At 42.7% G+C, this 17,079-nt stretch carries 13 protein-coding genes; 10 read left to right on the forward strand and 3 right to left on the reverse strand.

Annotated elements, in window-relative coordinates; genetic code table 11:
• The first annotated feature begins 316 nt into the window (after positions 1 to 316).
• From H5125_RS04385 to H5125_RS04405, 5 genes are all read left to right on the forward strand, one after another.
• The gene (locus H5125_RS04385; RefSeq protein WP_101085598.1) at positions 317 to 745 is read left to right on the forward strand and encodes a YqaA family protein; all 429 of its coding nucleotides are present in this window, start codon (positions 317 to 319) and stop codon (positions 743 to 745) included.
• A 65-nt stretch (positions 746 to 810) separates the two neighbouring features.
• Positions 811 to 3,654: a pitrilysin family protein gene (locus tag H5125_RS04390; RefSeq protein WP_182743639.1), complete on the forward strand. Its 2,844-nt coding sequence runs from the start codon at positions 811 to 813 to the stop codon at positions 3,652 to 3,654.
• A 327-nt stretch (positions 3,655 to 3,981) separates the two neighbouring features.
• The gene (gshA, locus tag H5125_RS04395; protein WP_409085809.1) at positions 3,982 to 5,619 is read left to right on the forward strand and encodes a glutamate--cysteine ligase; all 1,638 of its coding nucleotides are present in this window, start codon (positions 3,982 to 3,984) and stop codon (positions 5,617 to 5,619) included.
• Between the two features lie 2 nt (positions 5,620 to 5,621).
• Positions 5,622 to 6,056, forward strand: coding sequence for a hypothetical protein (locus tag H5125_RS04400; RefSeq protein ID WP_162022563.1), 435 nt, complete (start codon positions 5,622 to 5,624; stop codon positions 6,054 to 6,056).
• A gap of 186 nt (positions 6,057 to 6,242) precedes the next feature.
• The gene (locus H5125_RS04405) at positions 6,243 to 6,860 is read left to right on the forward strand and encodes a hypothetical protein (RefSeq protein WP_162022564.1); all 618 of its coding nucleotides are present in this window, start codon (positions 6,243 to 6,245) and stop codon (positions 6,858 to 6,860) included.
• A gap of 283 nt (positions 6,861 to 7,143) precedes the next feature.
• Here H5125_RS04405 and purK read toward each other — a convergent pair whose 3' ends face one another.
• A complete protein-coding gene (gene purK / locus H5125_RS04410) occupies positions 7,144 to 8,229 on the reverse strand; it encodes a 5-(carboxyamino)imidazole ribonucleotide synthase (protein ID WP_182743633.1) in 1,086 nt (361 codons plus the stop codon).
• A complete protein-coding gene (purE, locus tag H5125_RS04415) occupies positions 8,229 to 8,720 on the reverse strand; it encodes a 5-(carboxyamino)imidazole ribonucleotide mutase (protein WP_101085588.1) in 492 nt (163 codons plus the stop codon). Before purE ends, purK begins: the two co-directional genes overlap by 1 nt.
• A gap of 304 nt (positions 8,721 to 9,024) precedes the next feature.
• Here purE and H5125_RS04420 point away from each other — a divergent pair, with 304 nt between their 5' ends.
• From H5125_RS04420 to H5125_RS04435, 4 genes are all read left to right on the forward strand, one after another.
• Entirely contained in the window at positions 9,025 to 10,857 is a 1,833-nt protein-coding gene (locus H5125_RS04420; RefSeq protein WP_182743634.1) for a VWA domain-containing protein, read from the forward strand.
• Positions 10,858 to 10,878: 21 nt separating this feature from the next.
• On the forward strand, positions 10,879 to 11,496 hold the full coding sequence (locus H5125_RS04425) for a sigma-70 family RNA polymerase sigma factor (RefSeq protein WP_182743640.1): 618 nt from the start codon (positions 10,879 to 10,881) through the stop codon (positions 11,494 to 11,496).
• Positions 11,493 to 12,341: a hypothetical protein gene (locus tag H5125_RS04430; protein ID WP_182743635.1), complete on the forward strand. Its 849-nt coding sequence runs from the start codon at positions 11,493 to 11,495 to the stop codon at positions 12,339 to 12,341. The genes H5125_RS04425 and H5125_RS04430 overlap by 4 nt, the downstream gene beginning before the upstream one ends.
• A gap of 203 nt (positions 12,342 to 12,544) precedes the next feature.
• A complete protein-coding gene (locus H5125_RS04435; protein WP_182743636.1) occupies positions 12,545 to 15,841 on the forward strand; it encodes a S41 family peptidase in 3,297 nt (1,098 codons plus the stop codon).
• Between the two features lie 107 nt (positions 15,842 to 15,948).
• On the opposite strand, the gene H5125_RS04440 is transcribed toward H5125_RS04435, so the two are convergent.
• Entirely contained in the window at positions 15,949 to 16,386 is a 438-nt protein-coding gene (locus H5125_RS04440) for an OsmC family protein (protein ID WP_162022569.1), read from the reverse strand.
• Positions 16,387 to 16,692: 306 nt separating this feature from the next.
• Between H5125_RS04440 and H5125_RS04445 the strand changes: the two genes are divergently transcribed.
• Positions 16,693 to 16,974: a hypothetical protein gene (locus H5125_RS04445; protein WP_182743637.1), complete on the forward strand. Its 282-nt coding sequence runs from the start codon at positions 16,693 to 16,695 to the stop codon at positions 16,972 to 16,974.
• The last annotated feature ends 105 nt before the right edge of the window (positions 16,975 to 17,079 follow it).

Here is a 17,079-nt window from a genome sequence, read left to right on the forward strand (position 1 = left end):
TAACTTATATGAATAACTAAATTTGTTATTATAACTTTAAGTTTTTTTACTATTCATTAACGTATTCGCGCTGTTGTTGCTCAATTTTTGTATATTGAGTGGGGTAACCTTGCATGTTTACGTCACAATGAACGGTATCGTGATTGTGTATCTGTATAGTGTTTAAAGCACTCTTGAGATACTGGTGAGTTAATTTAAGATTTATCGCGTTCAATATCTTCATATTGTGCTGTGCAGATATTCATTGTGAAGGTACGATAAAAATAAAATGAATAGTCATTGGAATGAATATGCTAGTGCACAATAAGATTTATCGATGACGAGTTTATGGTTAATGTTCAGCGGCGCCTTTTTCGCTGCAACGCTTTTGCCTGGCGGCTCAGAAGTGTTACTGGTGGCATTACTTAATCAAACGCCATCTTTATGGTTCGAATTATTAATACTGGCCACTATTGGTAACACGCTTGGTGCGATAACCAGTTATGGTCTTGGTCGAGCAGGGCGGTTAGCTAAAAATCCACAAGATATTCAACGTCGTCAATACCGCTATGCACTCGCATGGATAGAAAAATATGGTATGTGGGCCCTATTATTATCTTGGTTACCGATAATCGGTGATTTGCTATGTTTACTGGCTGGATGGTTAAAAATACCTATCTTGCCCGCCTCATTATTTATGTTTATGGGTAAATTATTACGTTATAGCGTCATTGTATTGCTGATGACGTATACGTTTGAGTATTGATACCGCGTTACTTCTGCAACGATGGTTTTTTTGTTTTAAGGAAGGAGTCGATTTTGAAACTAAATTTGAATAAATGGATATTAGCAGCGGCCATCAGTGCAGCGTTAAGTGGCTGCGCATATGATGGGTACCAGTCGTCGAGTTTGCCCCAAGGCGTTACCTTAATTGAAAACGCCACGCCGATAGAAAATCAAGTTAGCATTCCTTATAAAAAATATCAGTTAGCCAACGGTTTAACCGTGATTTTACATCAAGACAAGTCAGACCCATTAGCTCATGTCGATGTGACCTATCATGTCGGTTCAGCCCGTGAATTAGCCGGTCGCAGTGGCTTTGCACATTTATTTGAACACATGATGTTCCAAGGGTCACAACACGTTGGTGATGAACAGCATTTTAAAGTAGTTACTGAAGCGGGCGGAACATTAAACGGCACTACCAATACCGACAGAACCAATTATTTTGAAACTGTGCCAAGTAATCAACTAGAGAAAATGCTCTGGTTAGAGTCTGACCGTATGGGCTTTTTACTGCCCGCCCTCACGAGTGAAAAATTCGAAGTGCAACGTGAAACCGTCAAAAATGAACGTGCACAACGGATTGATAATCGTCCTTATGGCCGTTTAAATGAACGTTTTAACCAAGCATTTTATCCAGCGGGTCATCCATATTCTTGGCCTGTTATTGGTTGGCCAGATGATTTAGATCGCGCCACAGTTGATGATGTTAAACATTTTTTTCAACGTTGGTATGGGCCTAACAATGCGACCTTAACCATTGGTGGCGACTTTGATGAGATGCAAACGCTGGCTTGGGTAAATAAATACTTTGGTGAAATTCCAGCCGGGCCTACGGTTAAGCCTGAAGCTAAAACCATGGTGACATTGGATAAAACCCGTTATATATCGATGGAAGACAAAGTACATTTACCGCTAATTTACATGGGATTCCCCACTGTTTACGCGCAACATAAAGACGAAGCTGCACTCGATTTGCTCGCTAATATTCTCGGTGGCGGTAAAACGTCACTTATCTATAAAAATTTGGTCAAAGATGGTTATGCGGTCCAAGCTGCGGTAAGTCATCCATGCCAAGAGCTTACTTGTCAGTTATCTCTTTACGCTGTCGCGAACCCGAGTAAAGGTGGCAGTCTTGCTGATCTTGAAACTAAAATAAATCAAACTATCAGTGAGTTTGAACAACGTGGCGTAACCGACGATGACTTGCAAAAAGTCAAAGTACAGTTCGAAGCCAACACTATTTTTGGCATGCAAAGTGTCGCCGGTAAAGTCTCTACACTTGCCGCTAATCAAACCTTTTTTGGTAAGCCAGACATGGTGGCTGCGGATTTAGCCCGTTATGCTAATGTCACCAAAGCCGATGTAATGCGGGTATTTAATACCTACATTAAAAATAAGCCAATGGTGGTGATGAGTATTGTGCCAGAAGGACAAACACAATTAATCGCCCACGCGGATAATTTTGAACCGACTACTTTGCCTATCGCGCAAGAAGCGGTAACCGGATTATCTGATATCACTTTCGCTAAATCTTCATTTGATCGCAATAAAATACCGGCATCAGCCGCGGCCCCGATACTGACAGTGCCGCAATTATGGGACAGCAAGCTGGTAAATGGCATTAAAGTGATGGGCACTGAAAGTGACGAAACACCAACGGTTGAATTGCTTATTTATTTGGATGGCGGCCATCGTTTAACGCCCAATAATAAGGCGGGTCTTGCTGAGTTAACCGCATCTATGCTTAATGAGTCGAGTGCGCAACGCAGCAGCGAAGATTTAGCTGGGGCGCTTGATATGCTGGGCTCGTCGATTAGTTTTGGCGCCAGCGATTCACAAAGCTACCTTAAAGTGTCGAGTTTAACGGCAAACCTAGATGCCACGCTTGCCATCGTTAAAGAGCGTTTATTCAGTCCCGGTTTTGTTGCTGCAGACTTTGAACGAGTCAAACAACAGCAGTTGCAAGGTTTGCAACATCAAATGTCCGATGCTAACTATCTAGCCCGTAGTGGTTTTGCTGCCTTGTTATATGGCAACAATAGTCCATTAGGGATCAGCAGTAATGGTACGATTAAATCAATATCGGCATTAACGCTAGATGACGTAAAGCAATTTTACCAACAGCAATACCGTGCAGGTAATGCTCAAATGGTTGTGGTATCAGACTTAAATCAACAACAAATAATGCCTAAGTTGTCGATATTTAATGAATGGCAAGGCGAGGCGACTCAGGTTGCAGCACTGCCAGCATTGCCAACACACCTTAAAAACACTATTTATTTGATTGATAAACCTGGTGCGGCACAGTCGGTGATTAATATCGGCCAAGTGTCGTTACCGTATGATGCAACAGGCGATTACTTTAAAGCTTATTTGATGAACTACCCATTAGGAGATGCGTTTAATAGCCGTATTAATCTTAATCTGCGTGAAGATAAAGGTTACACCTATGGTGCGCGTACTCAGTTTGGTGGCGCAGAAGATACCGGTCAGTTTATGGCGTATGCTAGCGTAAGAAGCGATGTAACAGGGTTAGCATTAGCTGAGTTTGTTAACGAAATTAATGCATACCAAGCGTCGGGTATGACCGACGAAGAAAGTGCCTTTATGCGCAGTTCGATTGCGCAAAGCCAGGCATTAGAATACGAAACCCCGTATCAAAAAGCCGGTTTTCTAAGAATGATCCAACGTTATCAGCTCGATAAAAACTTTACGGCTAAGCAAGACAAAATTGTGAAAAACATTTCGACAGATGAGTTAAACAAACTTGCCAGTAAGTTATTAAATATCAATGATATGGTAATGCTGGTGGTGGGTGATAAAACCACCGTTGTACCTCAATTAAAAGCCCTTGGGTATCAGATTGAAATGATGACACTTGCCGACTAGTTGAACACTTGTTACTACAAGGGTTAACACTAGCCTTGAAATAAGCTAGTGTTAACCTCATATACATGAGATGTATACTTAGCTCAGTCTATTATAAATATAGGTTGAGCTAAATTATGTGCTTTAATCGTAATACCATACGGTGTTGGTTATTTTGGCAAATAAAAGATAATGTTTAAGGCTCTATCGACGGTGACAACTTGTGTTGCCGTTTTTTAATTTAACACCCATAAACACGCTAATTATACTGAGTTACATTTTTTTTCGCGTTTTCAGTAATAATCTCGTTTATTATCAGGTCTAGCTGTTTACTCGCAATGCGAATCCATAAAAGAGAGTAGTAAATTGAAGTCTTTCAATGAAAAAGTCGAACACTTAAGCGACACTCAAGGCCGTGAGGCTTTATTGGGCATGTTACGTGGTATTGAACGTGAAGCATTGCGTATTGATGAAAACGGCCATTTAGCACAAGACGGACACCCAGAAGCGCTCGGTTCTGCTCTGACCCATTCGCGCATTACCACTGATTACAGCGAAGCCTTATTAGAATTTATTACGCCAGTCTGTCACAGTATTGATGATTTGCTCGAGGGGTTAACGCAAACCCACGCTTACAGTGTGCGTAACCTTAACGGCCAAAAATTGTGGCCTGTCAGCATGCCATGTTACGTAGGTGAAGTCAGTGATATTCCTGTCGCACGATATGGCAGCTCCAATAACGGTAAAATGAAAACCTTATATCGTAAAGGGTTAACTCATCGTTATGGTGCATTAATGCAGATCATTTCTGGAGTTCATTTTAACTTTTCGGTGTCGCAAGATTTATGGCAACGTTTGTATGATGACAAGATGACCAACGGTGCCGCTTGTTGCAGTAAAAATATCAGCTTTGAAGACTTTATCTCAGAATCTTATTTTGGACTGATCCGTAACTACCGTCGTTTAGTGTGGGTGTTACCGTATTTATTTGGTTCAACACCAGCATTATGCAGTTCATTTATAAAAGATCAAGACGTCGATTTCGAATTTAAAAAAACCGGTAAAGGGACCTTATACCTTCCTTATGCAACCTCATTGCGCATGAGTGATCTAGGCTATACCAATAAAGAACAAGACACGCTTAATATTAGCTATAACTCATTGCCTGATTATCTTGAAGGCGTTGGCGCGGCAATTAAAATGCCATCGAAAAAGTTTGAAGAAATTGGTATCAATGTGGACGGTGAATACCGCCAACTCAATAGTAATATTTTGCAAATTGAAAATGAATTTTACGCGCCAATCCGTGCAAAACGTGTCACCCAAAAAGGCGAGAAACCTTCACAAGCTTTAGCACGTGCAGGTGTTGAGTATATTGAAGTACGTGCCTTAGACGTTAATCCATTTAGCCCTGTTGGGATAGATGCAACTCAAGTACGTTTCCTAGACCTATTTTTATTGTACTGCTTATTATCGCCATCTGAAGATACCGATGCCGTCGGCGACGCAGAGATTGCCGCTAACTTGAAAGCCGTAGTATTAGAAGGCCGTAAACCTGGACTTGAATTACAACGTAACGGTAAGACCATTAGCTTAACGCAATGGATGCACGAGTTATTTGGACAATTAAACACAATCGCGAAGCTACTCGACGGTGATGATAGCCATGCTTACCAAACAGCCTTAAGCACTTGGTCTGAAGCTATCGATGATCCAGATAAAACCTTATCAGGGCGAGTGATCAACGAAGTCGTGGTTAAAGGCACCGACCATAGCGTGTGGGTTAAACAACTGGCAAATGATTATCATGAATTTTTAAGCCATTACCCATTAAGTGATGAAGTCGAGCAAAGCTATGAAAACGAGGCTAAAAAATCTTTGCTTGAGCAGCACAGTTTAGAGGCTCAACCACAAGATAATTTTGCGACTTTCCTCGCTCACTATTTTAGTGATCTTGTTCCTGCAGGCACTTTCGAGGCGAAGTAATCATGCAAGCTTATTCATCTTGGCGAGCACTGCTTGTAGCGGTAGCGGCATTAGCTTTACATGGCTGTGCTTCATCGCCAGATGAAATGGTAGAGTGCGGTACTGTGTCGAGTTATTTAGCACCTGATAACAGTGCCAACTTATACCGTGTCGTGGTCACTCACTTAGATGGCGTGGCGGTTATTTCAAGACCCAATTACCTATTATCGCCAGGTGAGCATGCATTTACAGTGGCAGAACTGATTAACTCACCAGAATTAAAAGTGTCATTATCGGCCCGTAAAGTGAAAGTATTGACTGTTAATGTTGAACTCGATCAGCGTTATCATATAGCAGCTCAATTCAATACCGATAAAATCTATATTGGTCAGAATCAGGACTACTGGCAGCCAATCATTTGGCAAACAGAATCTCATCAATGTGAAATGAAACGATAATACCCACTCCATTCATTATGTGCTCAATCAGAGTCACTCAGTCTTTTCAGTTTGAGGCGCATTGTTGAAATAATGGGTGTTCACTTATAAAACAATGCAACAAAAAATGTAACGATAATTGCATTGGTTTTTAATTGATGTAAAACTGAGCCCAGAATCAATATCTTAGGTACTGGTAGAGGTGTTATGAAGTTTTTTTTAGGTGTCGTTAGCGCAATTGTATTACTGTCATTAGCAGGTTGTGCCACCTCGCCTCCGAAAGAGCCTGATAATCTGTGTGCTATTTTTAAAGAACACCGTTCTTGGTATGAAGCCGCAGTAGATACCCGTGAAAAATGGGGCGTTCCAGTACATGTCCCTTTAGCGATGATGTACCAAGAAAGTTCATTCAAACACAATGCCGCACCACCAATGGAATACTTTTTAGGTTTTATCCCCACCGGACGAGCCAGCGATGCCTATGGCTACGCACAAGCTAAAACCATGACGTGGGACGATTACGTTCGCGAAACCGGTAACAATTGGTCTAGCCGCAGTGATTTTGATGATGCGATGGACTTTATGGGCTGGTTTATTTACAAAACCCATAAAATTAATGGTGTGTCTAAGTGGGATGCTAAAAACCAATACTTAAATTATCACGAAGGCTGGGGCGGTTATAAACGTGGCAGCTATAAAGCCAAAAAATGGTTAACGCCTGTAGCCAATAAAGTCGACAAACGTTCAAAACGCTACGCTGCGCAATATCATCAATGTAAAGAAGATTTAGATTCGTCTTGGTTATGGCGAGTATTCTTTGATTAAGCTTAAGTATAAGTCGCTTTGTGCAGCGGCTTACTGACCACTGCGAACACATTTGACGTGGTTAGCGATTTTTAAGCGAAAGCCCTAGCTATTCAATGACAAGAAAGTATTCAGTCACAAGAAAGTATTCAATCATAAAAAATCATTCAATCACAAAAAATCAATAACAAAAAGGAGCCTAGGCTCCTTTTTTCGTGTGTCTTTAGGTAACGTCCTAATAAACAGATTCGATGACTTGTTTAATTGATTTTACAAACTAATTTAACCAGCCTGTTTAACCCAGCTATTGGGCAAACTCTGCCAAAATCCAATCTAATGGTGCTTGATATTGCTGTGGCATCCACGCTTTTAGTTGGCTAATACTGTCATCTAACATCGCTTTATTATGCACCGACAGGTTCAAGTGACCCACTTTGCGACCAACACGAACCTCTTTGTTGTACCAAAACAGTTCAGCATTTGGCAGGCTTAACCAACGGTCGTCTTTATCAACACCAATTAGATTCACCATCACACATTGAAAGTTCACTTGTGGTTGATGCAAAGGTAAATTGCATAAGGCACGTAAGTGCAATTCAAACTGGTTAATGTGGCAACCTGCTTGAGTCCAATGGCCAGAATTATGCACCCGTGGCGCTAACTCATTTACCATTAAGTGTTCACCAACACGGAAACATTCCATTGCCATCACACCCACGTATTCAAGGCCATGCATGACCTTGCTTAGCATGTCTTCAGCTCCTGCTTGTAAAGACGCTAAGCGGCTTAATGGCGCGATAGAGGCCATTAAAATACCGTCTTGATGCAAGTTAAGTGCTAGTGGGTAAAATAAGCAGCGGCCATCTTGGGTGCGCACGCCGACTAACGACACTTCTTCATCAAAGTTAATCGCTTGTTCTGCAATGGCTTCGTTGCGCCAATCGGCAGGGATGATTGTTGCTTCAGCCTGTTTAAGCCAGTGTTGACCTTTACCGTCATAACCACCGGTGCGACGTTTTAACAATACCCGTTCACCATAAGCCTTATGTAACGCTTCAGTGCTGGTATTGTCATCAACTAATTGCCATGGTGATGTGGCGACCGCTAATTCATCGAGTAGACTTTTTTGGCTAAAACGATCTGCTAAACGGCCAAACACAGGACCATTAATAAAATGTGGGTGTTGGCTGAGTTGTAAACTTAACTGCGACTCAGGCCATTGTTCACGTTCAGCGGTAATGATGTCGTCAGCTTCTAGCGGTAATTGTGCATCGGATGGCGTCATAATATCGACTGGGCGCACATTAATGCCTAACGGCTGACCAGCATGACTGAGCATGGCACCTAATTGACCGTCACCCAATACCCAAAGATTTTTTGGCAACGTCATTAGTCTTCTCTCGGATCGGGATTATCAAGGATCGAGCGAGTTTGCTCATCACGAAATGCTTCTAAACGCTCAGCCAAAGCTGCATCGCTAATCGCCAAAATTTGGCTGGCTAATAAACCTGCGTTAAACGCGCCGGCAGTACCAATGGCTAAGGTGCCAACAGCAATCCCTTTAGGCATTTGTACAATAGACAATAGACTGTCCATACCAGATAGCGCCTTGCTTTGTACTGGGACACCCAACACTGGTAAACGCGTTTTAGAGGCGATCATGCCTGGTAAATGGGCTGCTCCGCCTGCGCCACCAATAATGACTTTATAGCCTTTATCTGCAGCAGAACTTGCAAATTCCATTAGCTTGTCTGGTGTTCTGTGAGCTGAAACAACTTCAACATGATAAGGCACTTGTAACTTATCCATAATTTCAGCGGCGGCTTCCATTGTAGGCCAATCACTTTTCGAACCCATTACAACAGCAACTAGGGCTTGCATGTTAACTCCTTAACGTACTTATTCTATTAGTATATTTAGTTAATTTGCTCACTAGAGTACAGCGGCGGTTAACGTCAATATTAAGGCGATAAAAAAGGTGCTAGATAATAGCATAAGCCATGCTCTGTTGGCTTCATTTCAGTGTTTCTTGAGGCTAACACTCAGTTTCTAAATACGAAAACTACTTAAACACATTTTATATCAATAACCCTTTTGCTCATCGCGCTCGTTATTAGCTGTATGCAAAGTCACTTTGTTGACGTGACCAAAATGAAGAATCAGTCGATAGATGAGGAAAATAACCATGAACAATACCCATAAGCAACTCACTCGCAGTGTATTAGCCATCGTGATTAGTGCGATTATTATCGGTGGTTGTGCGCAAGAATCCAAAGACAGTGCGAAACAAAGTCAGCCCGCTTCTAAAACTCAATCTACTAGTGAAACTCATTCAACTCGACAACAAAATCCCGAGTTGCATGAGGTAGCAGGTTTAGTGATGGCATCTGAGCCACAAACTGATTTATACCAAGGCTCAAAGGAGGTGCATCGCAGCGCTAAAGTCATGGCATCGTCAATGGCGCAGCGTATTGTGAGTCCTCAGCATGTCAGCGCAAGCGATCGCAGCTTGTTATTAGCACCTAATGTTAATGACAAATTTGAGTCGCTAGTACAAAACGGCAATATGGTAGCAGGTGAAACGCCGGTATCGACGTTTTCAATCGATGTTGATACTGGCAGTTACAGCACTACGCGCAGATTAATTAGTCAAGGCCAACTGCCGGCAAAGAATAGCGTTAGGGTAGAGGAGCTAGTCAATTACTTCAGCTATGACTACCCAGTACCGACAACCACTGAGCAGCCATTTAGGGTTAATACTGAATTAGCGCCATCACCGTATAATACTGATACTCAGTTATTACGCATTGGTATTAAAGGCTTTAATGTTGCGCCTGATAAGCTTGGTGCGAGTAATTTGGTGTTACTGCTTGATGTGTCAGGCTCTATGTCATCTGCTGATAAATTGCCATTATTGAAACAAGCCATGCTGATGTTGAGTCAGCAATTATCGGCGCAAGATAAAGTATCGATTGTGGTGTACGCCGGTGCCAGCGGTGTAGTGCTTGACGGTGTCGCAGGTAATGACTTTACTGCCATTAAAACAGCCCTAAGTCAGTTAAACGCGCAAGGTGGCACTAACGGCAGCCAAGGTATTGAGTTGGCGTATCAATTAGCGCAAAAGCACTTTATCGAAAACGGCAGTAACCGAGTCATATTAGCTACCGACGGTGACTTTAACTTGGGAATAACAGATCATCAGCAATTGGTCGATTTCGTTGCCAGTCAAAGCAAAAAGGGTATTGGCTTATCAACGCTTGGTTTTGGTCTAGGTTCGGGTACTGCCAGTTACAACGACCATTTGTTGGAGCAATTATCGAATAAAGCTAACGGTCAATATGCCTTTATCGACACCTTAAATGAAGCACGAAAAGTGCTAGTTGATCAACTCAGTGCCACACTGTTAACCATTGCTTACGATGTTAAAGTGCAAATTGAATTTAACCCCGCAGTGGTGTCTGAGTATCGATTGATTGGTTACGAAAATCGCTTGTTAAATCGTAGTGACTTTAATAACGACGCCGTTGATGCAGGCGAGATTGGTGCGGGTCATACTGTGACTGCACTGTACGAAATCCGTTATAACGACAGCCATAATCGCCTAGTTGATCCGCTGCGTTATACCGCCACGGAATCAACGCAAATAGATGATGCTAAAGTTCATCAACACACTGTAAATGAAGTGGCTTATTTAAAGCTGCGTTATAAAGCGATTGGCGAACAAACCAGTCAATTAATCGCCTATCCCATTAACCGTGAGCAGCAGTTAACGCATTTACACCAAGCCAGTGACGATTTTAGATTTGCTGCGGCAGTTGCAGGTTTTGGTCAGCTGCTTAACCAGAATAATTATGTCCACGATACTGATTATGCTAAGTTAATTACACTTGCTGAGTCTGCAATGGGCCAAGACCGTTTTGGCTATCGTCATGAGTTTGTGCAAATGTTAAAAACTGCAAGTGTACTCGACGGTCAGGTTATGATGACTGAACCTGATACTCGTTGGGTTAGCCAATAAATGCGTCACAAAAAGGATAAAATGGTGCCAACATCAATATACCCTAAGGATGAGCCGTTAATTCCCCAAGTGGGAAGTGACGAGCAACTGATGCTCGACTACCAAGCGGGTGACGTTCGCGCGTTCGAGGCCTTATACCTTAAACACAAAGGCCCTTTGTATCGTTATTTTGTGCGTCAATTACATGACCAGCAGCTCGCCGAAGATTTGTATCAAGACACCTGGGGTAAGGTGATTAATGCGGCGAGGCAATATCAAGTCACCGCCAAATTCACCACTTGGTTATATAAAATTGCCCATAACTTATTGATTGACCATGTGCGAGCCGTTAAGCCTCTCGATAAAGTGACCCCGCTTGGCGAAGATGAAACCATGGACAGCCTACAAGCCGACGATCAAGCTTCGCCCGAGCCGCAAGTTGAGCAGCAGCAACAAGCCGATATGATGAAGGGTTGCATTGCTAAGTTACCGCCAGTGCAAAAAGAAGCTTTTTTACTCAACATTGAAATGGGCATGACCGCCGCCATGATAAGCGACATTGCTAATGTGACTTTAGAAGCAACTAAAAGTCGTATTCGTTATGCATATCATAGTATTAAGCAATGTATTGCTACCCAAAGGCAGGAGACAACGTTATGAGTCAGCAACAAGATCATGATGCAGAGTTCACTGCATTACAAACTGAAATCAAAGATGCTTATCATCAACAACCATTAGAGCAACCTTCTGCAAAACTTGATGAAGCCATATTAACCAAGGCGCGTTCGGAGGCTAATGTATCTAAAGCCAGTTCAGCTAAAAAATCAATCTGGCAACGCAATGCATGGGTGTACTCAAGTGCTGCCTCAGTGTTGCTGGTGGCGGGATTATTTATATTAAATCCAAGTTTGCAAAAAAACCTTGGTTCTGACTTGGAGCAAAGCGTACCTGCTCAGCAGCCACCATTTAAGCAGGCCAAATCGACATCGGATGTACCTAAACTAACTGAATCACCAGTTGAAGATGCCGCAGCAGCAGAATCCATTGCAGTGCAGGGATTGTCGATGAAATCGGCACCTGTAAATAATCAGTCAAGAAATCGCGATGCAATCAGTGAAGCATCTGATGACAATCGCTCTGATAGCAATGGATCCATTGAATCTCAAATGGCAGATACATCGTCCGCGGCAATGAGTGCAGCGCCAGCACCTGCCAAAGTAAATACAGAAGCACAAAAGAAAGCATTAGATCTGCAATCACGCAGTAATGCCAAGGAGGTACAGCAAGTGAAACAGTCATTTAATGGTTCGTTAAAAGGGGACATTGAGTTAGATACTGCTGATGTTGCCTTGGCTCGTTTAAAAGTATTAATGGTCGACAATAAACTGATTCAAGCTGAGCGTTATATGATCACCATAGATCAACGCTTTCCTGAGTTATCAGATCCGTCGCATCCACTTTATGAGCAATACCATAAAATTGTACTGCAACTGACTTCGCAGTAAGCAAAATACCAGAATACTAAGACGGTAAAATACCCACGGCTAAGCAATTATTGCTTAGCCGTTTTTTGTTCCCTGTAGAGGTTCGTTACATTTTTGTACTGCAACAATTGGCATAACTCTGATAACGTGAATCAATCAATAAAAATAGCCTACTCGATAACGCGTTATCTCTAATTATCGACTTTATAAGGAAGCTCCTCACCATGAAACTTCGTCGCTCCGTTGCGCATTGTATGTTGGCACTAGGCACTTTAGCGTGTTCATCATTGATATTCGCCAACGCCTCTAATCAAGGCTATTACCGCGCTCCTGCATTACACGATCAAACCTTAGTGTTTACTGCCGAAGGCGATCTTTGGACCACAGAACTCAGTCAAAAAAATAACCAAACTAAAGCCAGCCGCTTAACCAGTTTAGCGGCTGAAGAGTTGGACGCAACCATTTCTAAAGACGGTAAATGGGTGGCATATACTGCCAATTATGAAGGCGCTACCGAAGTGTATGTGATGCCGATTCAAGGCGGCGTAGCTAAACGGGTGAGCTTTGAAAACAGTCGAGTACGTCTGCAAGGTTGGACGGCATCTGGCGAAGTATTGTATTCAACCGACAACGCCTTTGGCCCGGCTAACTTTTGGGTGCTTAAAACCGTTGACCCACAATCCTTAACCATTACCGATTTACCGTTAGCTGACGCAGTCGAAGGCACCATTGATGATAAAGGTGAATATGTTTATTTTACCCAATTTGGTCTGCAAGTTAGCGGCGACAATGTCAAAGTGTATCGCGGCGGCGCTAAAGGTGAAATTTGGCGTTATAAGTTAGGCAGTAAACAAGAAGCACAACAGTTAACCAACGCCCACGAAGGCTCGGTTAAACAGCCAATGCTATGGAACCAACGTGTTTACTTTGTCAGTGATCAATCTGGCAATGACAACATTTGGTCAATGACCCTAGATGGCAAAGACATTAAGCAACACACTCAATATTCCGACTGGCAAGTGCGTGACGCCCAGCTTAATAATGGCCGTATTGTGTTTCAGCAGGGCGCCGACATTAAGTTACTTAATCTAGCCGATCTTGCGGAATCAACAGTAGCCATAGAGCTTACCAGCGACTTTACTCATCGCCGCGAACAGTGGGTTAACGACCCAATGGATTACGCCACCTCGACAGTATTTTCTCATCAAGGCGATAACGTCGTCATAACGGCCCGTAGCCATGTAGCTATTGCCAGCAACGACGGTCGTCGTTTAGTGCAAATAGATTCACCCGCCGATAGTCGTGTACGTGATGCACTATTAAGTGATGACGGCAAATGGGTTTATGGCATTAGCGATGCGTCTGGCGAACAAGAAATTTGGCAATATCCTGCCGACGGTTCTGCCGGTGCTAAGCAACTTACTAAAGATGGCAGCACTTTACGCACCAGCTTGTCGTTATCTCCCAATGGCCGTTATTTAGTGCATGACGATTACATGGGTAATGTGTGGTTACTTGATTTAAGCCGCAACAATAACCAAAAAATCATTAAAAATGGCGAAGGTTTAGGCCCTTACCAAGACATAAAATGGTCTGGCGACAGTCAATTTATTGCGCTAACCAAGGCTGAGATTGGCAAACAACGTCCGCAAATTGTGTTGTATTCCATTAACGAGTCAAAATCACAAACCTTGACTACAGACAAATACGAGTCTTTTTCGCCTAGTTTTAGCCACGACGGTAAATGGTTGTATTTCTTGTCTAACCGCGAATTTAAAGCCAACCCTGGTTCGCCTTGGGGCGACCGTAACATGGGGCCGATATTTGATAAACGCACTCAAGTGTTTGCCTTAGCATTAGATGCTAAAGCATCATTTCCGTTTGCCAAACCAACCGAGCTTACCGTTAACAAAGACGCTAAAAAAGCTGACAGTAAAGACCAAGACACCCCAGCAAAAGTCAAAGTAGAGTGGGACGGATTAAACCAACGCTTATGGCAAGTGCCAGTTGATGCAGGTAACTACAATAGCTTAACCGCAACCAAAGATAAGCTGTATTTATTAGATGGCAGCCAAGATAAAAGCGAGCTAAAACTGATTAAGTTTGACCCGCTCAATATTAAAGTCGACACCTTTGGTGAAGATGTCGGCCAATATTCGTTATCAAAAGATGGCAGTAAAATCATGCTGCGCAAACAGTCTGATCCTAAAAGCCTTATTATTGTCGATGCCGGTGACAAACTGCCCAGCGATGTATCGCGCGCCAAAGTCAGCACCGACCAATGGCAATTAAGTATTTCTCCGCAGCAAGAATGGCAACAAATTTTTGAAGATGCGTGGTTAATGCATCGCGATTCGTTTTTTGATCCAAAAATGCGCGGCGTAGATTGGCAAGCAGCTAAAGCTAAATATCAACCTTTGGTAGACAGACTGACCGATCGTAATGAGTTGAATGATATTTTCACCCAAATGATGGGTGAACTTAACTCATTACATTCACAAGTACGAGGTGGCGATATTGCCCAAGATGCCGATGCAGCGAAAGCCGCTGCGTTAGGAGCTAGGCTGACACAAACCGATAAAGGCGTGGTGATAAGCCATATTTATCAAACCGACCCTGAGTTGCCGTTATCAGCCTCACCACTGGCACGCATTGAGGTTGATGCAAAAGAAGGCGATGTGATTGCGAGCATCAATGGTAAGAAAATCACTAACATTGCCGATGTGACTCAACTACTGCGAAACCAAGGCAACAAGCAGGTGTTGCTCGGTTTAGTCCGTGGTAAAACAGTCATCAATACCATAGTCACCCCCCATGATATAGGTACCGATGCCAAGCTGCGTTACCTTGATTGGGTTGAGCATAACGGCGACAAAGTGGCCAAAGCCTCTAAAGGGAATATTGGTTATTTACACTTGTATGCCATGGGCAGCGGTGATGTCGAAAGCTTTGCTCGCGAGTTTTATACCAATTACGACAAAGATGGCTTAATCATTGATGTTCGTCGCAATCGTGGTGGCAATATCGACAGTTGGATTATCGAAAAACTGTTACGCCGTGCATGGGCATTTTGGCAGCCAACTCATGGCAGCACCAACGCAAACATGCAGCAAACCTTTAGAGGCCATTTAGTGATATTAGCCGATCAAATGACCTACTCAGATGGTGAGACTTTTTCTGCCGGAATTAGAGCGCTAAACATTGCGCCTATTATCGGTAAGCAAACTGCGGGCGCTGGAGTGTGGTTATCGGGTCGCAATTCGGTGACCGATAAAGGCATGGCACGAGTGGCAGAATACCCACAATATGCCATCGATGGGCGTTGGGTTGTTGAAGGTCACGGGGTTGAGCCAGACATTGAAGTCGATAACTTACCTTATGCCACTTTTAGCGGTAAAGATGCACAACTTGATGCTGCTATCAGTTATTTGAAAGATGAACTAGTACAACAACCTATTGCGCCATTACAAGGCTTGCCAATGCCAAAAATAGGTAAAGCAGCTGACATAAAAGCCAAATAACTTTAAATTGGCTTCAGTAAACCAATAAATAATAACTCTCTCAGCGTCATGTTGAGAGGGTTATTATTAAAACTTTAATACTTTAAAACAGCGAAACAGTAAAAAGCTTAGTGCTTTATTTCAACTTCGCATGCTAATGAGTTAGCAATAAAGCAATTTGCATGGGCTTTTTCATGTATCTTCGCTAACGTTTCTGCGTCAACTTCAATCCCTTCTGCAAACGTCACTTTAGGCACTAATGTCATCTTAACCACGGCGACTTTACCTGCTTCATTTTTACCTAAATCAGCAGTAGCATTATCAACATAATTGGCAACAGGCAGTCGCTTTAAATGGGCAATCGCTAAAAAGGTCAACATGTGGCAAGAAGACAAAGCAGCCAGTAAGCTTTCTTCTGGATTCACTTTATCGGCATTGCCTTTGTATTCAGGGGCTGATGACGCTTGAATCGTTTGCCCTGTACCAAACTTAACCTCATGGTCGCGATTAAATTCACCTTCCTCACTTGGTGAAGACTGCCAATTTACCGTTAATTTAAAGCCCATTTTGTACTCCCCAAGCCACATAAAAGTGGTGTTTATAACAACTTAATTTAGCGTGTATTACCCTGAAAAGCGGTCACTCACCAAACGGTAACACATCTCTATTGATTCAACACTAGGCGTACCTTAATGTCCATTAATTTGAGCTAAATAGTCAAACCGAAACGACCACTACATGTGGCGAAATCGATACAAACAAAATTGATAAAGCCTTTTCCATTGAAGCGATTTAAATACCATTTAAATCAGATTTTTAGATGGATTTATTGCTATTTAACTATCTGTTTTAAAACAACGAAAGACTATCTATTGGTAATCAATGCGTATGTGCTGTGTTATGCCATCTACCACGTCGATATTGCGTTAGCTACCGATGATAATGAATTTAAAATAGCGACAGCAGATTGGTCGACAATTGACTTTGGCGCAATAGCCAGTGATGACGCTGTGACTGAAGGGGTGTTGAAAACCTTAGTGGAAAAAGGCGCCAACATGCACTTTAATGCCACAAGCGTCGGTACCTATCGCTTTACGGTGACAGGTTCAAGCACTGAATCGCCAACCTTATTAGTTAACCTGAACTCGGGATAAGAATTGAACTAAACGCCCTCTTTACGATCAGATCTTTCGACCAAGAAGGATTTAATCATGCAGAGGGCGTATGAATAATTTAGTGGATATATTTTGTGATGTCGA

It is taken from the genome of Shewanella sp. SR44-4, from assembly GCF_014163715.1.
Lineage (GTDB): Bacteria > Pseudomonadota > Gammaproteobacteria > Enterobacterales > Shewanellaceae > Shewanella.